General features: G+C 60.7%; 22 protein-coding genes. 14 read left to right on the top strand and 8 right to left on the bottom strand.

Annotated features, from left to right (window positions below):
• Nucleotides 1-7 precede the first annotated feature (7 nt).
• Complete coding sequence (locus tag LCU97_RS24165; RefSeq protein ID WP_053154441.1) at nucleotides 8-1,354, bottom strand: MFS transporter; 1,347 nt, start codon at nucleotides 1,352-1,354, stop codon at nucleotides 8-10.
• 341 nt (nucleotides 1,355-1,695) lie between these two features.
• Here LCU97_RS24165 and LCU97_RS24160 point away from each other — a divergent pair, with 341 nt between their 5' ends.
• Nucleotides 1,696-2,409: a FadR/GntR family transcriptional regulator gene (locus LCU97_RS24160; RefSeq protein ID WP_053154438.1), complete on the top strand. Its 714-nt coding sequence runs from the start codon at nucleotides 1,696-1,698 to the stop codon at nucleotides 2,407-2,409.
• Nucleotides 2,410-2,630: 221 nt separating this feature from the next.
• On the opposite strand, the gene LCU97_RS24155 is transcribed toward LCU97_RS24160, so the two are convergent.
• From LCU97_RS24155 to LCU97_RS24145, 3 genes are read right to left on the bottom strand one after another with little or no spacing between them, the layout of a single operon-like run.
• Nucleotides 2,631-3,812, bottom strand: coding sequence for an acetyl-CoA C-acetyltransferase (locus LCU97_RS24155; protein WP_053154435.1), 1,182 nt, complete (start codon nucleotides 3,810-3,812; stop codon nucleotides 2,631-2,633).
• A gap of 11 nt (nucleotides 3,813-3,823) precedes the next feature.
• Nucleotides 3,824-4,489 (bottom strand): CoA transferase subunit B, encoded by a 666-nt coding sequence (locus LCU97_RS24150; protein WP_053154432.1) that lies wholly within the window; start codon nucleotides 4,487-4,489, stop codon nucleotides 3,824-3,826.
• A 35-nt stretch (nucleotides 4,490-4,524) separates the two neighbouring features.
• Nucleotides 4,525-5,223: a CoA transferase subunit A gene (locus tag LCU97_RS24145; protein ID WP_053154429.1), complete on the bottom strand. Its 699-nt coding sequence runs from the start codon at nucleotides 5,221-5,223 to the stop codon at nucleotides 4,525-4,527.
• Between the two features lie 129 nt (nucleotides 5,224-5,352).
• On the opposite strand from LCU97_RS24145, the gene LCU97_RS24140 reads away from it, so the two are divergent.
• The gene (locus LCU97_RS24140; RefSeq protein WP_232777976.1) at nucleotides 5,353-6,255 is read left to right on the top strand and encodes a LysR family transcriptional regulator; all 903 of its coding nucleotides are present in this window, start codon (nucleotides 5,353-5,355) and stop codon (nucleotides 6,253-6,255) included.
• 33 nt (nucleotides 6,256-6,288) lie between these two features.
• Here the strand turns inward: LCU97_RS24140 and LCU97_RS24135 are convergent, their stop codons facing one another.
• Nucleotides 6,289-7,128: an NAD-dependent protein deacetylase gene (locus LCU97_RS24135; RefSeq protein ID WP_232777975.1), complete on the bottom strand. Its 840-nt coding sequence runs from the start codon at nucleotides 7,126-7,128 to the stop codon at nucleotides 6,289-6,291.
• 191 nt (nucleotides 7,129-7,319) lie between these two features.
• Between LCU97_RS24135 and LCU97_RS24130 the strand changes: the two genes are divergently transcribed.
• The 10 genes from LCU97_RS24130 to LCU97_RS24085 all read left to right on the top strand — a co-directional run bounded on the left by LCU97_RS24130 (nucleotide 7,320) and on the right by LCU97_RS24085 (nucleotide 15,045).
• Nucleotides 7,320-7,829, top strand: a complete 510-nt coding sequence (locus tag LCU97_RS24130) for a ferritin-like domain-containing protein (protein WP_053154420.1) — start codon at nucleotides 7,320-7,322, stop codon at nucleotides 7,827-7,829.
• Nucleotides 7,830-7,891: 62 nt separating this feature from the next.
• Nucleotides 7,892-8,161 (top strand): hypothetical protein, encoded by a 270-nt coding sequence (locus LCU97_RS24125; RefSeq protein ID WP_232777974.1) that lies wholly within the window; start codon nucleotides 7,892-7,894, stop codon nucleotides 8,159-8,161.
• 33 nt (nucleotides 8,162-8,194) lie between these two features.
• Nucleotides 8,195-8,449, top strand: a complete 255-nt coding sequence (locus LCU97_RS24120) for a metallothionein (RefSeq protein WP_053154414.1) — start codon at nucleotides 8,195-8,197, stop codon at nucleotides 8,447-8,449.
• Between the two features lie 471 nt (nucleotides 8,450-8,920).
• Nucleotides 8,921-9,298, top strand: coding sequence for a con-10 family general stress protein (locus tag LCU97_RS24115; RefSeq protein WP_053154413.1), 378 nt, complete (start codon nucleotides 8,921-8,923; stop codon nucleotides 9,296-9,298).
• Between the two features lie 234 nt (nucleotides 9,299-9,532).
• The gene (locus LCU97_RS24110; RefSeq protein ID WP_053154410.1) at nucleotides 9,533-10,414 is read left to right on the top strand and encodes a manganese catalase family protein; all 882 of its coding nucleotides are present in this window, start codon (nucleotides 9,533-9,535) and stop codon (nucleotides 10,412-10,414) included.
• Nucleotides 10,415-10,487: 73 nt separating this feature from the next.
• On the top strand, nucleotides 10,488-11,417 hold the full coding sequence (locus tag LCU97_RS24105) for a ZIP family metal transporter (RefSeq protein WP_232777973.1): 930 nt from the start codon (nucleotides 10,488-10,490) through the stop codon (nucleotides 11,415-11,417).
• A gap of 213 nt (nucleotides 11,418-11,630) precedes the next feature.
• A complete protein-coding gene (locus LCU97_RS24100; RefSeq protein WP_232777972.1) occupies nucleotides 11,631-12,287 on the top strand; it encodes a hypothetical protein in 657 nt (218 codons plus the stop codon).
• Nucleotides 12,284-12,715 carry a phage holin family protein gene (locus tag LCU97_RS24095; protein ID WP_053154401.1) on the top strand — a complete coding sequence of 144 codons (432 nt, stop codon included), beginning with the start codon at nucleotides 12,284-12,286 and terminating at the stop codon, nucleotides 12,713-12,715. Before LCU97_RS24100 ends, LCU97_RS24095 begins: the two co-directional genes overlap by 4 nt.
• Nucleotides 12,712-13,512: a DUF3618 domain-containing protein gene (locus tag LCU97_RS24090; RefSeq protein ID WP_232777971.1), complete on the top strand. Its 801-nt coding sequence runs from the start codon at nucleotides 12,712-12,714 to the stop codon at nucleotides 13,510-13,512. Before LCU97_RS24095 ends, LCU97_RS24090 begins: the two co-directional genes overlap by 4 nt.
• A gap of 126 nt (nucleotides 13,513-13,638) precedes the next feature.
• The gene (locus LCU97_RS24085) at nucleotides 13,639-15,045 is read left to right on the top strand and encodes a saccharopine dehydrogenase C-terminal domain-containing protein (protein WP_232777970.1); all 1,407 of its coding nucleotides are present in this window, start codon (nucleotides 13,639-13,641) and stop codon (nucleotides 15,043-15,045) included.
• Here LCU97_RS24085 and LCU97_RS24080 read toward each other — a convergent pair.
• Nucleotides 15,032-15,199, bottom strand: a complete 168-nt coding sequence (locus LCU97_RS24080) for a hypothetical protein (RefSeq protein ID WP_232777969.1) — start codon at nucleotides 15,197-15,199, stop codon at nucleotides 15,032-15,034. The genes LCU97_RS24085 and LCU97_RS24080 overlap by 14 nt on opposite strands.
• Before the next feature lie 109 nt (nucleotides 15,200-15,308).
• On the opposite strand from LCU97_RS24080, the gene LCU97_RS24075 reads away from it, so the two are divergent.
• Nucleotides 15,309-16,328 carry a hypothetical protein gene (locus LCU97_RS24075; RefSeq protein ID WP_232777968.1) on the top strand — a complete coding sequence of 340 codons (1,020 nt, stop codon included), beginning with the start codon at nucleotides 15,309-15,311 and terminating at the stop codon, nucleotides 16,326-16,328.
• 9 nt (nucleotides 16,329-16,337) lie between these two features.
• Here LCU97_RS24075 and LCU97_RS24070 read toward each other — a convergent pair whose 3' ends face one another.
• A complete protein-coding gene (locus LCU97_RS24070) occupies nucleotides 16,338-16,532 on the bottom strand; it encodes a hypothetical protein (protein WP_053154390.1) in 195 nt (64 codons plus the stop codon).
• A gap of 144 nt (nucleotides 16,533-16,676) precedes the next feature.
• On the opposite strand from LCU97_RS24070, the gene glsB reads away from it, so the two are divergent.
• Nucleotides 16,677-17,585, top strand: coding sequence for a glutaminase B (gene glsB, locus LCU97_RS24065; RefSeq protein WP_053154388.1), 909 nt, complete (start codon nucleotides 16,677-16,679; stop codon nucleotides 17,583-17,585).
• A gap of 101 nt (nucleotides 17,586-17,686) precedes the next feature.
• On the opposite strand, the gene LCU97_RS24060 is transcribed toward glsB, so the two are convergent.
• Nucleotides 17,687-18,016, bottom strand: a complete 330-nt coding sequence (locus tag LCU97_RS24060; protein WP_053154384.1) for a hypothetical protein — start codon at nucleotides 18,014-18,016, stop codon at nucleotides 17,687-17,689.
• Between the last annotated feature and the right edge of the window lie 227 nt (nucleotides 18,017-18,243).

Raw genomic sequence — 18,243 nt, 5'->3', positions numbered from 1 at the left:
TCTAATGTCAGACGTGGCTGGCCGCAGTGTCGGTCGGCGTCGTTGCGGATTTGGGCTTGGGTGTATTGCGTGCTGCGAAGACGATGATCGCGGCGATGATCGAAGTTGCTGCCAGGCCGTAGAGGCCGCCCTGGATCGAACCGGTGTGCTGCTCCAGCAGGCCGAATGTGGTCGGTGCGACGAACCCACCGAGGTTGCCCACGGAGTTGATCAGTGCAATCACACCGGCAGCGATCCGTGCGTCCAGGTAAGCCTGGGGAATCGGCCAGAACAGCGACGAGGCCGACTTGAATCCGAGTGCCGCGAAGCAGATGGCGACGAACGCGAAGATCGGCCCGCCCGTAGTGGACAAGAACATCCCGGTCGCTGCGATCAGCAGGGCAGTGGCCACCCAGGCCTGTTGGAATTTCCATTTGGCGGACATCGAAGCGAAGGCGTACATGCCAACGATGGACAGCAGCCAGGGGATGGAGTTGAACATCCCGACCTGGAGGTCGCTGAGTTCGCCCATCTTCTTGATGATGCTCGGCAGCCAGAACGTGGCGGCATAGATCGTCAATTGAATGAAGAAGTAGATCAGGCAGAACAGGATGATCTGACGATCCTTGAGCAACTGGCCGATGGACAGTTTGATCGGCGTGGCCGCTTCGCGTGCCCGTTGTTCATCGTCGATGGCCTTGACTAGGGCGTCCTGCTCATCGCGGTTGAGCCATTTGGCATCGTGAGGCTTGGAGTCCAGCCAGAACCAGACGAAGGCGCACAGGCACACCGAGAACATCCCTTCGATGAAATACATCCACTGCCAGCCGTGCATGCCCAGGCCGTTGATCTGCAACAGCAACCCGGACAACGGGCCGGAGATCAGCGAGGCGATGGCCGAGCCGCTGAGGAAAATGGCGATGGCCTTGCCGCGCTCAGCGCCGGGTAACCAGCGGGTGAAGTAATAGATCACGCCAGGGAAGAAACCGGCCTCGGCCACGCCCAGCAGAAAGCGCAGGATGTAGAAGTGGGTTTCGTTCTGGATGAAGGCCATGGCTGCCGCGACCAGGCCCCAGGTGAGCATGATGCGAGTCAGCCAGATACGGGCGCCGATTCGTTGCAGGAGGATGTTGGACGGGACTTCGAACAGCGCATAGCCGATGAAGAACAGGCCGGCGCCAAAGCCGTAGGCCGCGGCACCGATCCCCAGGTCGTGCTCCATGTGCGTGCGCACGAAGCCGATGTTCACTCGGTCGATGTAGTTGACGATAAACATGATGACGAACAGCGGCAGGATGTGGCGCTTGACCTTGGCGATGGCCGACAGCAGCACCGGATCCGCGCCAGCATTTGCCTGGAGGCTGGATGTGTTCACTGGTATTTCTCCCACTCTTTATTTTTATGCGGGGCATCGCACAATGCGTGTCGATGTTGATAGACATCATACAACCTGATTTTTTTCGATGACAAGGGCTTTTTGATCACGATTGGATCGGATGGTTGAAGTTCTTATACCTTTGTTTGCTGGGTTTTTTGGCGAATTTTTAATTTATAGTGGGGCGCCGAAGGAGATGCTGACTGCTATGCACGATGTCAATAAGGCCGCAAAAAACGCGCAGTGATGAGTGTTGTCATACAAGTTGGCGCGTCAAGCATGCATACTCCAGTGGGCGCTGGTGATAGGATCTCAGGTCTGTATCCGAGGAAATTCTGGCGATGCCGCAAGACACCGACGCGCCCCTGCGCAAACGTACCCATAACCTGGCCCATGAGCTGGTGGCAAAGCTCAGCCAGAGCATCTTGCTGGGTCAGTTGAAACCGGGGCAGAAGCTGCCATCGGAAGGCGCCATCGTGCAGGAGCATGGCGTCAGCCGCACGGTGGTGCGCGAGGCCATTTCCAAACTGCAGGCTTCAGGGCTGGTGGAAACCCGGCATGGCATCGGTACCTTCGTGCTGGAGCAAACCGGCGAGCCGGGGCTGCGTCTCAATGTCGACACGGCGGCTGGCGTGCGGGGGATTCTGGAACTGCGGCTGGGCCTGGAAACCCAGGCGGCGGCCCTGGCGGCCCAGCGCCGCAGTGAGCGCCAGTTGCAGCAAATGCGCCAGGCGCTGGATGACTACCAACGGCTGCTCAGCAACAACGACAGTTGCGTGGAAGCCGACCGGCGCTTTCACCTGCTTATTGCCGAGGCGACGGACAACACCTGTTTTGTCGAAATCATGCAGCACTTGGGCAGTGCAATGATTCCGAGGACCCGGGTGAACATGGCAGAGCGCGGCCAGGCGGACCTGGGGAAACTGGCGCAGTTGGCCAACCTGGAACACGAAGCGATTTTCAACGCCATCAAACGGCAGGACCCCGACGCGGCCCGCGCCGCGATGTGGTTGCACCTGACCAACAGCCGCGACCGGTTTGGTGCCAGGTCCTGAGATCCTCTGTGGGAGCGGGCTTGCTCGCGAAAGCGGTGGGTCAGCTTGCATCGATACTGAATGTAATGGCCCTTTCGCGGGCAAGCCCGCTCCCACAGGGCAAGTTCTCGGATAAAACAACAGGCAAAAAAAACCGGCGCAACCCAAGTTGCGCCGGCGCTGTTGCCGATGACCGTGCGGCTATTCGTGGGGCCGCACGGCCACCGTTGAACCCGCTTCTGTCAGGCCCGTTCCAGTGCCAGGGCCACGCCTTGTCCACCGCCGATGCACAGTGTCGCGAGGCCCTTCTTGGCGTCGCGCTTGATCATCTCATGCAGCAATGACACCAGCACCCGGCAACCGGACGCACCAATCGGATGGCCCAGGGCAATGGCGCCGCCATTGACGTTGACCTTGTCCATGTCCCACTTCAGTTCCTTTGCCACCGCCAATGACTGGGCGGCGAAGGCTTCGTTGGCTTCGATCAGGTCCAGTTGCTCCAGCGACCAACCGGCCTTGTCCAGGCAGCGGCGAGTGGCCGAGACCGGCCCGATGCCCATGATGGCCGGGTCGACGCCGGCGTTGGCGTAGGCGCTGATTTTCGCCAGTACTGGCAGGCCCAACACCTTGGCTTTTTCCGCACTCATCAGCACGACGGCCGCTGCGCCATCATTGAGCGAGGACGCATTACCGGCGGTCACGCTGCCGTCTTTCTTGAAGGCAGGCTTGAGCTTGGCCAGGGATTCGGCGGTGGTGCCGGCCCGAGGCTGTTCGTCGATGGCGAATGCCACGGGATCGCCCTTGCGCTGAGGAATCAGGATCGGTGTGATTTCATCGGCGAAGCGACCGCCTTCGATGGCTGCAACGGCCTTCTGTTGAGACGCGGCGGCAAAGGCATCCTGCTCTTGGCGACTGATGCCGTACTGGTCCACCAGATTCTCGGCGGTGATGCCCATGTGGTAATCGTTGAATGCATCCCATAGGCCATCGGTGATCATGCTGTCGATCATCTGCGCGTGGCCCATGCGCAGGCCGGTGCGCGCAGCCGGCAACACGTAGGGGGCCAGGCTCATGTTTTCCATGCCGCCGGCGATGATGACGTCGGCGTCGCCGCAGCGGATCGCCTGGGCCCCGAGGTGCAACGCCTTGAGGCCCGAGCCGCAGACCTTGTTCAGGGTCAGCGCCGGGACGGCGTGGGGCAGGCCGGCGAGGATTGACGCCTGGCGGGCCGGATTCTGCCCTGAGCCGGCGGTCAGTACCTGGCCGAGGATGACTTCATCGACCTGCTCGCCGGACAGCCCGGTCTGTTCCAGCAGGCGACGGATCACCGCTGCCCCGAGCTCCGGCGCGGGGATGGAAGCCAGCGAACCCTGGAAACTGCCGATAGCGGTACGGGTAGCGGCGACAATCACGACTTCTTGCATCGAATCTCTCCTCACTGGGCAGCGAACTGCATTTCAGGGACGTGGTCCGGCACGATCAGTTTGCCGGCGGTCTTGGCGACGATTTCCTCGACGCTGACGCCTGGGGCGCGTTCCTTGAGGATGAAGGCTCCGTCCTGGATTTCCAGGTAAGCCAGGTCCGTCAGTACACGCTTGATGCAACCGGCGCCGGTCAGTGGCAGGGTGCAACGTGGCAGCAGTTTCGACTCGCCGTCCTTGGACGCGTGGGTCATGGTGACGATGATGTTTTCGGCACCGGCCACCAGGTCCATGGCGCCGCCCATGCCCTTGACCAGCTTACCGGGAATCATCCACGAGGCAATGTTGCCCTGCACATCCACCTCGAACGCGCCGAGCACGGTCAGGTCGATGTGACCGCCGCGGATCATGGCGAACGATTCGGCCGACGAGAAGATCGAAGCGCCGATACGCGCGGTGACGGTCTGCTTGCCGGCGTTGATCATGTCGGCGTCGACTTCGGCTTCGGTCGGGAACGCACCCATGCCGAGCAAGCCGTTTTCCGACTGGAGCATGACTTCCATGCCTTCGGGGATGTAGTTGGCGACCAGGGTGGGGATGCCGATGCCCAGGTTCACGTAGTAGCCGTCCTGCAGTTCGCGGGCGACGCGTTGGGCCATTTGTTCGCGGGAAAGTGCCATGGTGTTATTCCTTCATTCGGGCCGGGGGCAGGGGATCACTTGCGTACGGTGCGTTGCTCGATGCGCTTCTCGAACGTGCCGCAGATGATCCGGTCGACGTAGATGCCTGGGGTATGGATCTGCGTCGGGTCCAGTTCGCCGGGCTCGACGATTTCCTCGACTTCCACCACGGTGATCTTGCCCGCCGTTGCGGCCAGCGGGTTGAAGTTCTGAGCGGTATGGCGATAGACCACGTTGCCGAAATGGTCGGCTTTCCAGCCTTTGACGATGGCGAAATCGCCGGTAATGGACTCTTCCATCAAGTATTGGCGACCGTGGAATTCACGGGTTTCCTTGCCTTCGGCCACGGGGGTGCCGACGCCGGTTGCAGTGAAGAAAGCCGGGATGCCCGCGCCGCCGGCGCGCATTTTCTCCGCGAGGGTGCCTTGGGGCGTGAGCTGGACTTCGATTTCGCCACTGAGCAATTGCTGCTCGAAGAGAGCGTTTTCACCCACGTAGGAAGCGATCACCTTGCGTATCTGCCGGTCTTCCAGCAGCACCCCAAGGCCGAAACCGTCGACGCCGCAGTTGTTGGAAACCACGGTGAGGTCGCGAATGCCCTTGCGCTTGATCTCGGCGATCAGGTTCTCCGGAATGCCGCACAGGCCGAAGCCGCCGGCGATGACGGTCATGCCATCCTTCAAGCCTTCCAGCGCTTCTTCATAAGAGCTCACGCGTTTGTCGAAACCTGCCATAGATACCTCTTTTATTCTTGATGGGGTCGCAATGAAACGCAGTGTTGCGTCAAGTCATATATTTGTTAAGTTGATTTTTAAGGTAGATTGATTGGTAAAACTCAATAATTGAATGGGAGCTCAGCGCCAATGACCCTCAAGCAGATCCGCGCCTTTCTCGCCGTGGCCCAGAGCCTGAGTTTCGCCGTGGCCGGCGAGCGGTTGCACCTGTCCCAATCCGCCTTGAGTCTGACCATCAAGGCGTTGGAGGATGGCCTGGGTGGCCGCCTGTTCAGCCGCAACACCCGCAATGTGGCGCTGACCCCCGAAGGCGAATCCCTGTTGCCGCTGGCACGACGGTTGATTGCCGACTGGGATAACGTCGAGGATGAAATGCGTCAGCGCTTCACCCTCCAGCGAGGCCGCGTGACACTGGCGGCGATGCCGTCGTTTGCCGGCAATCTGCTGCCCCCGATCCTGAAGACTTTCCGCGTCCGCTATCCGAACGTCAACGTCACAGTCAACGATGTGATCAACGAACAGGTATTGGAGATGGTGCGTGATCGCCACGTCGAACTGGGCGTTGCGTTCGAGCCGATGCAGGGCTCGTCCCTGGCATTTACGCCGTTGTACCTGGACCGTTTCGTCGCGGTGGTGCCGTTGGATTCTCCTCTGGCCCACCGCAGCGATGTTCAGTGGCAGACGTTACTTGAGCAGCCGTTCATCACCCTGCAACGGCCCTCCACCGTGCGGGTGATGCTGGAAGAGCATCTACAGGCCCGCGGCATGAAGCTGCCGGTGGAGTTCGAAAGCCACCAGTTGGCGACGGTCGGGCGCATGGTCGCCAGCGGGCTGGGAGTGAGCGCGGTGCCAGCGCTGTGTGTCGGGCAGATGCATGAGTTGGGAGCGCGTTGCATCACCCTCAGCGATCCGGTGGTCGAGCGGGCCATCGGTGTGTTGACCAAACCGGGGCATGAATTATCAGCGGCGGCGCAGGCGTTGTTCGACACATTCAGGGATCAGCAGTTGGGCGTACAACTAACCAGAGGCTGAGCACCGTCCCCCACAGGGGATCTGCGGTGATCATCAGGTTCGGCGCTCGGCGAGCAACGGCAACACCCGTTCGCAAGGCTCTTCCACCTTCAGATCGAGCAACTCATCTGCCCGGGTCTTGCCCTGATTGATCGCCAGCAGTGGCTTGCCTTGGTCCTTGATCGCACGGCATAAGCGAAACGCCGACCAGGCCATCAGCGACGAACCCACCACCAGCAGACCGTCCGCCGACTCGACGGCTTGGGTGGCGCGGGTGGCGGTGGGGGCGGCGACGTTTTCGCCGAAAAACACTACGTCGGGCTTCAGACGATCACCCTCGCAGTGAGGGCAGCGGGGCACCTGGAAGCGTGCTTCGAATGTCGGATCCAGCAGGGTATCGCCATCGGGCGCCTGGGTTGCGTCGATGCCGGCCAGGTAAGGGTTTTCAGTCTCCATCAGTTTCTGGATCTGCTGGCGTTCGCTGCGCTGGTTGCAATCCAGGCACAGCACACGGTGCAGGCTGCCATGGAGTTCGATCACGTCCCGGCTGCCGGCCCGGTCATGCAGGGTGTCGACATTCTGAGTGAGCAGGTGGGTGATGCGTTGCTGTGCCTGCAACACTGCCAACGCCTCATGAGCCGCGTTCGGCCGGGCCTGTTGCAGGCGCGGCCAGCCGAGCATCGCCCGGGCCCAGTAGCGCCGTCTCGCTTCGGGCCTGGCGAGGAATTCCTGGTACATCATGGGTTGCCGACCCCGTCGTACACCGTCGCTGTCCCTGTAGTCGGGGATGCCGGAGGGGGTGCTGATCCCCGCTCCGGTGAGCACCAGGAAACGGCGTCCGGTCATTTGAGCCTGTAGCTGATCGATCGGTTCGAGGTGCAGATCGTCGGGCATCTGTGTTCTCCATTGTCCTGGAGCGGTTGAGATTAGCACTGGGTTTGGCGTGTGGTCGCTCACGACGCCTTTCGTCGCCCTGGGCCAACGTTGCTTCAAACTTTCTTCCTGCCCGGAACATCCACCTCTATGTGCGGTACTTCAGAACCGTCGCGCTGCAATGCTGTGCGACCACGGGTAAGGAGAAGGAAATGGCAACGCCTAAAGAGAACCTGCTGGACTGGCTCAACGACGCCCATGCCATGGAGCAGCAAGCGGAGAAGATGCTCAAGGCCCAGGCCGAGCGCCTGGAACATTACCCGGTACTCAAAGCCCGGATCGAAGAGCACCTCCAGGAAACCCTCGGGCAACAGAAACTGGTCGAGCAATGCATCCAGCGCTTGGGCGGCAGCACTTCGATGCTCAAGGACATGGCCGGCAAACTCATGGCCTTCGGTCAGGCGGTCGGTGGCATGACGATGAGCGATGAGGTGGTCAAGGGCGCCATGAGCGGCTATGTGTTCGAGAACCTGGAAATTGCCTCCTACACGGTGCTGATCGAAGCGGCGAAAGTGGCCGGCGACGTCGAAACGCAGCGGGCCTGCGAACAGATCCTGCCCCAGGAAATCGCCATGGCCGATTGGCTGCGCGACCATCTGCCGGAAATTACCCAAGCGTTCCTCGAGCGTTCGGCAAATCCGCATACCGAAGCCAAGCGCTGAGATAACAAAAAGCGCTCGGCCATGTCCGGGCGCTCCCTGAACTTGCCAGGAAGAGAAGAGGTATGAAGCAAACCACCGGTGAGGTGCGGGCCATCAATCGACAGAGCGCGATGGCGGGGGTGTACGTCACGGAACAGGATGGCCACACCGTGCTTGAACTGCGTTCGGCCCAGGACATCGATATCGGCGACATTCTCGAATGGGACAGTGGCGACGCCCTGGGCAGCCAGCCCTATCGCAATTTGACCAAGGGCTGGAGCGCCGAGGTGTATGTGGTCAAGCACGGCGTTGCGGCCGCCAACCTGGAAGTCCAGTTGCTGGTGGGTTCTTGAATGGGGCCATGAAGCGTACCCAGGAGAAGGAGCATGAGCGAATCGAAATTGAAATGCGGCTGTCCCGATTGTCAATGCGAGGTCGACCCACAACGGGTGTTCAATCACGACGGTGAGGCATATTGCTGTCAGGCCTGTGCGGAACAACACCCCAACGGCGAGCCTTGTCCATCGCCCGATTGCCACTGTGAGCGCAGCGGCAAGGTCGATGAGCGGGACATCACCAATAACCAACTGGACGATGCGCTGGAGGAAACGTTTCCGGCCAGCGATCCGATTTCTCCGTGAGCATTTTTATCCGGGTATCGGCGACAGGGTATCCGGACACCGCAAGCCGGTCAGTGCGGTGGTGCAGGACAACACCGGCAGCCCGCGAGTTTTGGCTTCCTGGAACGGCGCGAGGCCAGGGTGACGAGACCGGTGCAATGGGGTGCCGGCGCCGCCCGACCTTTGGCAGACGGCGTGGAAAGACACGCACTGTTTTTTATTCGGCGGATTGATAGACAAACTTCTTGTGGGAGCGAGCAAGCTCGCTCCCACAAGACAGTGTCTGATTGTCGAAAAGTTTAAAACTATTTATCGAATGCCGTTTGTTCAATAGGGTGTGCTTATGCAGTGGCTTTATTAAATAAACGTGAACTCGATGGCGTCGACCGTTCGTCGCCGCTTGCGACAGTTAGTTAAAACCTTGGTCTGCGCAAGCTTTCCGAATAAGACGAGCCAACTGGTTCGCTAACAGCAACTAACGAGGTGAATGAAATGGCTAACACAGGCAATAACAACCCTGGCAATTTCGCTAACGATCGTGAGAAGGCATCGGAAGCCGGCAAAAAAGGCGGCCAGGCGTCGGGAGGCAATTTTGCCAATGATCCGGGACGCGCAGCCGAGGCTGGACGCAAAGGTGGACAAGCCTCGGGCGGCAATTTCGCCAACGACCCCGAGCGCGCCGCAGAAGCCGGCCGTAAAGGCGGCCAAGCCTCCGGTGGCAATTTCGCCAACGACCCTGAGCGCGCCTCGGAAGCCGGCAGAAAAGGTGGTCAGGCCTCTGGCGGCAACTTCGCCAATGACCGTGAGAAAGCCTCCGAAGCCGGTAAAAAAGGTGGCGAAAACAGCCACGGCGGCGGTCGCAAATCTTAAGTGCTGAAACCTTGCGGGTCCCGGCTGTTAGCTGGGGCCTGCAACGGTCGGTTATATATTGCCGCTCCGTATAATAATTTTATTGCGTGATGATTTATACGATTCGTATAAATTACCGTCCGTCTCGTTTATTGAATAAAAGATAAATTTTATTCATTTGATTTCTTCAGACGTTAATGGGCCTGCTATTTGGCAGCCTGCTCATGACCCGTGCCCTGATCGAGGAGTTCAATCATGTTTTTACATAACAAACGATTGCAGTACACCGTGCGTGTCGCCGAGCCTAACCCGGGACTCGCGAATTTGTTGCTGGAGCAATTCGGCGGTCCGCAGGGTGAGCTGGCAGCGGCCTCGCGTTACTTTACCCAGGCCTTGGCTGAGGACGATCCAGGTCGCAAGGATCTGCTGATGGATATCGCCACCGAGGAACTCAGCCATCTGGAAGTGATCGGTTCGATCATTGTGATGTTGAACAAGGGCGCCAAAGGCAAAATGGCCGAAGGCGTTGACGAGGAAGGCCAGCTGTACCGTGACATCAACGGCGCCGGCAATGACTCCCACGTCACGAGCCTGCTTTACGGTGCCGGTGCGCCGCTGACCAACTCGGCCGGCGTGCCCTGGACCGCTGCCTATGTCGACACCATTGGCGAGCCCACTGCGGACATGCGCTCCAATATTGCTGCCGAGGCCCGGGCGAAGATTGTCTATGAGCGTCTGATGAACCTTACTGACGATCCAGGTGTGAAAGAAGCGCTGGGCTTTTTGATGACGCGCGAAATTGCGCACCAGATGTCGTTCGAGAAAGCCTTGCACTCGATTCAGCCCAATTTCCCGCAGGGTAAATTGCCAGGCATGCCGGAGTTCACCAACGTGTACTTCAATATGTCGCAAGGCGAACCGACCGTGCGCGGACCCTGGAACCAGGGCGATGAGTGGGAATTCGTCGAGAACCCGACGCCGGCAGTGGATGGCGGTGACGGCATGGCCAGCGTGCAACTGAGCGAAGAGGATGAAGCGCTGCTGATGGACATGAAAGCGCGGACGATGTCCAACCCTGAAAGTGACCCAACCACGGGTGCCGACTTGGGTTCGGGGATGCAAGGTGACAAACTATAGAAACAAAGCGACCTGTAGAAACAAAACGGCGAGGGGGCCTGGCTTCCTCGCCTGACACTTTTAAGGATATTCGATGGACCAGCCCACTTCCCGGATCCGATCCCCCTGGCGTACCTGGCTGGACCCGGTGCAAAACAATCCGTTGCTGGGGGCGAGCTTCTGGTTCGGGTTGATCATGGTCGCGGCGCTGCTGCTCTATAGCGGCTACAACGCGCTGGTGGGGGCCGATCGCCATAACCTGGGCTATGCGGTACTGGGCGGCACGTCCGGATTCGCCGCCACGGCCCTTGGCGCCATGATGGCGGTGGTGCTGCGGGACATCTCGTCGCGAACCCAGGACATCATGCTGGGGTTCGCCGCAGGCATGATGCTGGCGGCCAGTTCGTTCTCGCTGATACTGCCTGGCATCGAAGCCGCCCAGATCATTTGCGGCAATCAGTTGCTCGCCGCGTTTGTCGTCGTGCTCGGCCTGGGGCTCGGCGTTGCGCTGATGATCGGCCTCGACCGTTTCGTCCCACACGAACACGAGTTGAGTGGCCGGCGAGGCCCACAATCCGAGCGCATCAACCGGGTCTGGTTGTTCGTGCTGGCGATCACCCTGCATAACCTGCCGGAAGGCATGGCCATTGGCGTGAGCTTCGCCGACGGCGACTTCAAGGTCGGTCTGCCGCTGACCACGGCGATTGCCATCCAGGACATCCCCGAGGGACTTGCCATTGCCATGGCGCTGCGGGTCACCGGTATCAGCACTTTGCGCGCTGCACTGATCGCGGTGGGTTCCGGGCTGATGGAACCGCTGGGCGCGGTGATTGGTTTGGGCATGTCCTCGGGTGTGGCCGTGGCTTATCCCATCAGTCTGGGCCTGGCGGCCGGGGCGATGATTTTCGTAGTGTCCCACGAGGTGATTCCCGAGACTCACCGCAATGGTCACGAAACGCCCGCAACCCTGGGGTTGATGATGGGGTTTGCGGTGATGATGTTTCTCGATACGGCGCTGGGTTGAAGGCGATTGCCGCCAAAAAAAATCGGGCACTGGCCCGATTTTTTTTCGCCTGCACGTGATCAAGCGGGGATGCATACCGCACAGCGTCCAATGCCGAAACTCGTTGGAACTACCCTTCGCCGCACTCCGTCACTTGTTCTGAGAGGCACATAGTCGGGCATCGCTTTGGTGGTTGCCCGTTAATGAGTTTTCATCGAGCAGGCGTAGACAGACATGACTATCCCGGACAACAACTCCGAGCGACAACGCGGTAATTCGGGCCAGCCCCGGCCTGAAGATCACCTGAACCACATCAAGGAGGACGTGAACGAGACCCTCGGCAGCGCCCGCGAACAGGCCGACGCGCAGTTCGGCCGTTACCGCGATACGGCGGCGGACCAGATCGACGCCCTGGCGCGCGGTGCCAAGTCGGCCATGTCGGAACTCGAAGCCAATGACACCCTAGGCTTGTCCCACTACCTGGCGGACATGGCGGATTCGATGACCGGGTTGGCCGGGAAACTGCGCAACATGAGCGCCGAGCAACTGCTGCATGACGGCTCCCGGCTGGCGAAGGAAAACCCGGGTCTGTTCCTGGCCGGCAGCATCGCCGTGGGCTTCGGGCTGTCGCGGTTTCTCAAGGCGGGTAATTCGCCGGTGAGCGCGGAGATCGAGGATCCGGCCGCCGGTCATTCCAACCCGCCGCAGGGTGGTTTTGCCGGACGCGAGCCCTTCGATCCGATCCCCGACCCCATCGGTCCTGGCGCCGGCACCGCCACTGGCCTGGCCACCGGCATCACCCCCACGTCCCCCAATGTCCAGGATCACCCCGGTGATGCCCCCACCGGCTTGCTGCCGGGCTCGGCCAACAGCAGAGGAGAATTGCAATGAATCGACCTGACCCAGATATCCAGCGTTCGACGGGCGCTTCTGTCACCGATAACGATGCCTCCGTGGTGGGGTTGCTCAAGCAACTGACCCATGAAGTCCCCTCGCTGTTCACCAAGGAACTGGCGTTGGCCAAGGCCGAATTCCAGGCCAGCCTCACCACCCTCAAGGCCGGTATTGCCGCCGTGGCGGGCGGTGCAATCGTGCTGCTGGCCGGTTTCATCATTCTGCTGATGGCAGTGGTCTATGGCCTGAGCACGATCATGCAGCCATGGTTGGCGGCGCTGATCGTGGGTGTGGTGGTCATGGTCATCGGTTTTGCCATGGTGCAGTCGGGCAAAAAGCAGTTCGAGCCATCCCACTTCAAGCCTGACCGCACGCTCGATGCGCTGAACAAAGATCAGGACGCCTTGCGGAGGAAAGCCTCATGAAGGATGAATTCAAAACCGAATCGCAGAAGAGCCCGGAAACCATCGAACGGGAAATCGACGAGCAGAGGGCTCATATCAGCCATATTGTCGATGCCTTGGGCAGTAAGTTCACGCCGGGTCAAATGCTTGACCAGGCATTGACTTTGGTAAAGGGCAACGGCTCGGAGTTCTTTGGCAACCTGGGCGCCACCGTGCGCAACAACCCGGTGCCCACCGTACTGACCACGGTGGGACTGTGCTGGCTGATGCTCGGCCAGAACCATCCGCCACGCGTCGGTTACCGTGTCGGGCCGGACCAGGATTCTTCCGGATGGGCCGAAGGGCTTGCCGATGGCCTTGGCAGCGCCAGGGAGCATCTGCACAGCACCAGCGACTCACTGCGCGATGGTTTCCATCATCTCAAGGACAAGGCAGCGCATTTGGCCGACGGCCTCGGCGCCAATGCCCGCCATGCCCGTCACAGTGCGCGGGAAACCCGTGAGCGCCTGAGCCAGGGCTCACAGGACCTGGGCGATCAGTTCAGTCGCCTGCTCAAGGAGCAACCGCTGATGATGGCTGCGGCGGGCATCGCCTTGGGCGCCATGCTCGGCGCGGCATTGCCCGCCACCGCTACGGAGCAACGGGTGATGGGCAGGACCAGCGCCGACCTCGCTGACAAGGCCAGGCGGACAGCGCGTGAGGGCTATGAAACGGTGCGCGATACCGTGAGCAAGACCACCGAGCATCGCCAGGAACCACCCGCTCGCACCCAGGCCTCCTCCGCTACGGACCTGTCCGATGGGCTGGGCACGTCATAGACCAGGGCACCGGATCGGCGCAGGTGCTGCGCGAGCCTGCGCCATCGACTGTCGAGACTGACAGTAGCCAAGGCGCCATGACCGGTATTTCATGGCTTCAATGACCGCAGCTTCGGGGAACAGCGCATGGAGCATCAGGTTTCGTTCAGCGGACATCTGATTTTCATCGGTTTTGGCACCATTGCCCGAGCCATCCTGCCGTTGCTGTTGAGCCAGGAACACATCCCGGTCAAGCGCATCACCGTCATCGCGCCAATAATCGACCACAACATCTGGTTCAAGGAGCGGGGGATCCGCTTTGTCCGCCAGGCGTTGACTGAACACTCTTTTGTCCAGGTCCTGGACCGTGTCGTCCGGCAGGATGATTTCATCGTCAATCTTTCCGTGGAAGTCAGTTCACTGGCACTCATCACGTATGCCTTCGACAGAGGCGCGTTGTATCTCGACACCTGTGTCGAACCCTGGGCGGGCGGCTATGACGATCCCCGCCTGGAGCTTTCGCGTCGCACCAACTACGCGTTGCGTCACGATGTACTGGCGTTGCGCAAGAAGCTGGGCAAAGGTCCGACGGCCGTGGTGGCGCACGGTGCCAACCCCGGCCTGATCACGCATCTGCTCAAGGCCGGGCTGGTGGACCTGGCGCTGCAATTGAACCACCCGCTACCGCAGAATCGCGACGGTGTGGACTGGGCCAGGCTGTGCATGGAAACGGGGATCAAGGTCATTCATTTCGCCGAGCGCGACACCCAGGTTTCTCACCGGATCAAGCAGGACGATGAGTTCGTCAATACATGGTCGGTGGAGGGGTTCATCAGCGAGGGCAGCCAACCGGCGGAGCTGGGCTGGGGCAGTCACGAGCGAACTTGGCCAGCATCCGCCAGGCGTCATCGCTTTGGTGCGCGCAACGCCATCTACCTCGAACGCCCGAGCGCCAGCGTGCGGGTCAAGACCTGGACCCCTTTGGGCGGCCCCTGCCTGGGGCTGATGATCACCCACCACGAAATTGCGTCCACCGCCGACCTGCTGACGGTGAAAAAGGGTCAGAGCCTGGTCTATCGGCCCACCGTGCATTACGCCTATCACCCGTGCAACGACGCGCTGTTATCCATCCATGAGTTGATCGGGCGCGGATGGCAGACCCAGCGCCAGGAGCGCATCCTCAACAGCGAGATCGAAAGTGGTGGGGGCGATGCATTGGGCGTTCTGCTGATGGGGCATGCGCTGAATGCCTACTGGTTCGGCTCGATATTGAGCGTCGATGAAGCCCGAGCGCTGGTGCCCTTCAACAATGCCACCAGCCTGCAAGTGGCCGCCGGGGTGCTGGCGGGGGTGGTCTGGGCCGTTGAGCATCCGGCGCGTGGCATTGTCGAGCCGGAACAGATGGATTATGAGCGTGTGCTGGAAGTGGCCAGGCCCTACCTGGGCACCCTGGTCGGCCAGCGCACCGACTGGACGCCCAGCGGCAACCATCACGAGGCGTCAGGGGAGGGGACGGTCGAGGATTGGCAATTCGAGCAGTTCACGCGTCTCTGAACGAGTCTCGGAACAGGAACCACACCCCCACCAGCGCGGCTAGCCAGAGCAATACGATCACCACGGCGGCCACCTTGTTGACCGGGCGCTGGCCCTGGTTCTCCTGCCATTGGTGATCGATGGTAGTCCGGCAAGGGTAATCGCAACCAGCCACGGTGCATCAAGCCGTGACGACAGGGCCGCGAGCCCGGCCTTAATGAGGCGGTGCCACGCCCTCGGCGGCCTATACTCATTACCATGACATGAGCCCGGGGGGCGCAATCGTGCTGCGTTCGCTGATGCTGGCGGTCCTGATCGTCCTGGCGGGGTGCGCCATGCCGCAGCGCGGTCAACAGCCGGACACCGTGGCGATTGCCCAGGACACCTGGCGGCAGGCTGACCGGGAGATAGTCGCGGCGTCCAAGAGTGCCATCGAGCAGGCCGAACGCTACGCTCGTGGGTCGATGGAACATTGGCGGGTGCTGGTCTACGAACGGACCGAGGCGGAGTTCATCCCCTGGTTCAGCAGTTATTGGACTCAGGAATGGCTGGCGGTGAAAGTCAGTTGGTATGCCGCCAGTGCCGAAGGGGAGGCGGATTCCCCGTCCAGGCGCCTGGCGACCTACCTGCAGGAGCAATATCGCGAGCAAGTGCTGGAACCTGTCGCTGTGGAAATCGCTCCCGAAGCGATCCGGGCCAACGCAACGAGTTATTACGCGAGCCTGCTCAATCAGCAGGTCCCCGTGATCGCCCAGCGTCATCGTATCCCGCTGGAGCTGATGAACCGTCGTCTGCACGGCATTCCGGCGATCAACCTGGGACCGCCAGCGGCGCGCAATGCTTCGCTGTACGAGTTGGTCCACACCGACCCGCTGAATACCTTGCCGGCCTACGCTGCCTTGATCGATCACGTCAATAAAGCCGCCGCCACGGGTTCGGGCCCATCGGACGCGGTGATCGCCACGGTGGCGCAACGCACCAGTGAAAAGATCGAAGGGCAGTTCGCCACGCGGGGAGCGACCGGTGCGGCCGCGGCCGTGGCAGGGAAGGCGGCGGGGGCTTTGATTTCCGTGGGAGTGGCGGGCATTCGCGCAATCATTCACGAGGGCGAGCGGCCGGAAATGGAAGCGCAGATCCGCAAAAGCCTGAGCGCCGCTTTCGACGAGGCGTGGTTCAAGTCGCTCAAGCACCCCCTCAGCGGCGTGCTGGCGCCGGTCTATTACCTGGACGAAGAAATCAGAGACAGCCTGGTGGAAATGGAACTGACAAACCGGCCCGTAGAGTTGCCACAGCTCAAGCCGTAGATGACGGGCTCATTCCGTCCCAAGGGTGATGCGGCAACCCTTGCGTTGACGGATCTGTTCGTCCGAGGGCCGTTCCTTGATGAATTCGAAGCGCGGTTCGCCTTCGCTGTATATCACCAGCCAGCCCCATTCCAGTTCGCTCTCGTCCTGTCCCGGCTGGGGTGGCGACGCCCACCAGGGTTCCTTTTGCATGATCTGACGCATCGTGTGCTCCTGCCGGTTGATCTTTCACTATAGACCGCCCGATTGGACGACTGATGCGGGCATGAGTGTGCTCTGTTCCCGCTTGTCGACGTCTAGGGTCTGTATCCCCGCATACGAACGGGCAATGACTGGACCCCCGCACCCATGCAAGCACTGTTGAACGAGATCCTCGATGCGGTCCGCCCCCTGATCGGTCAGGGCAAGGTGGCCGACTACATTCCGGCCCTGGGCACCGTGCCCGCCAATCAGTTGGGCATTGCCGTGTATGGCAACGACGGCGAGATGTATTACGCCGGCGACGCCGAAACGCCATTTTCCGTGCAGAGTATTTCCAAGGTTTTCAGCCTGGTGCAGGCCATCCAACACTCCGGCGAAGCGATCTGGGAACGCCTGGGCCATGAGCCGTCCGGCCAGCCCTTCAACTCCCTGGTACAGCTGGAGTTCGAACGCGGCCGCCCGCGCAATCCGTTCATCAATGCCGGTGCCTTGGTGATCTGTGACATCAACCAGTCGCGTTTTGCCGCTCCGGCGTTGTCGATGCGCGATTTCGTGCGGCGCTTGTCGGGTAATCCCCAAGTGATGGTGGACGGCAAGGTCGCCGAGTCGGAGTATCAGCATCGCGCCCGTAACGCGGCGATGGCTTACCTGATGCAATCGTTCGGCAACTTCCATAACGACGTGGAGGCGGTGCTGCGCAGCTATTTCAGTCACTGTGCGTTGCGTATGAACTGCATCGACCTGGCCCGGGCGTTCTGTTTCCTGGCCAATGACGGTTTCTGCAAGCACAGCGGCGAACAGATCCTGAGCGCCCGCCAGACCCAGCAGGTCAACTCCATTATGGCCACCAGCGGGCTGTATGACGAGGCCGGCAATTTCGCTTATCGCGTCGGTCTGCCTGGCAAAAGCGGGGTAGGTGGCGGGATCGTGGCCGTGGTGCCGGGGCGTTTCACGGTATGTGTCTGGTCGCCGGAACTCAATGGCGCAGGCAACTCACTGGCCGGCATGGCAGCGCTGGAACTGATGAGCCAGCGGATCGGCTGGTCGGTGTTCTAGCTTTGTCGGAAATGCGCCAGCGCGATGATCATGTCCTATGAAGGAAGACGAAAAAGGGCCCGTTCCTGGTGAGGAATCGGGCCCTTTTCATTCAGGAGCAATCAGTAGAGGCGGTCGATGACCTGCACCTGCGAGGTGTTTTGCACCGTTTGCCAGGCCTGGGTCAGCGTCTGCAGTACGCGACCGATGTAGTCTTTGTCGGCGGCGGCCTTCTTGCCGACGTAGCCCTGCCCGCGGCGATACATCTTCAGCCGGGCACACAGGTCTTGCGTGTTCCTTTCGAACTCGTCTTCCTGGGTGTACGGCGACAGGCAATCCATATGTACCTGACCAGTCTTGCTGATCCACAGGATATGGCTGTCGAGGGTGTCCTTGTGTGCAGCGAACATGCGAGCCAGTTCATCAATAGATGGTTGATTGTTCAGATTCATGTGTAAGCCCCTTGACCATTCGGTTGATCTGTCTGGTGGTTCGCAAAAAACTTCGCCATTCGGTAAGTCGGGTACCGAAACCAGGCCGTCAGCATTCATCCGTCGAGCTTCGGCGGTGTCGTCAAACGGCTGTGTAGTGCTATCGAAGGGCTGCTACGCAAATGCGCTACAACGAAGAGAAACAGCGAAGAACCATTCAGGCATCGTCAACTTTCGAGGGTCGACCC

Source organism: Pseudomonas uvaldensis, from assembly GCF_021271205.1.
Lineage (GTDB): Bacteria > Pseudomonadota > Gammaproteobacteria > Pseudomonadales > Pseudomonadaceae > Aquipseudomonas > Aquipseudomonas uvaldensis.
This window is presented reverse-complemented; position numbering and strand designations above follow the sequence as displayed.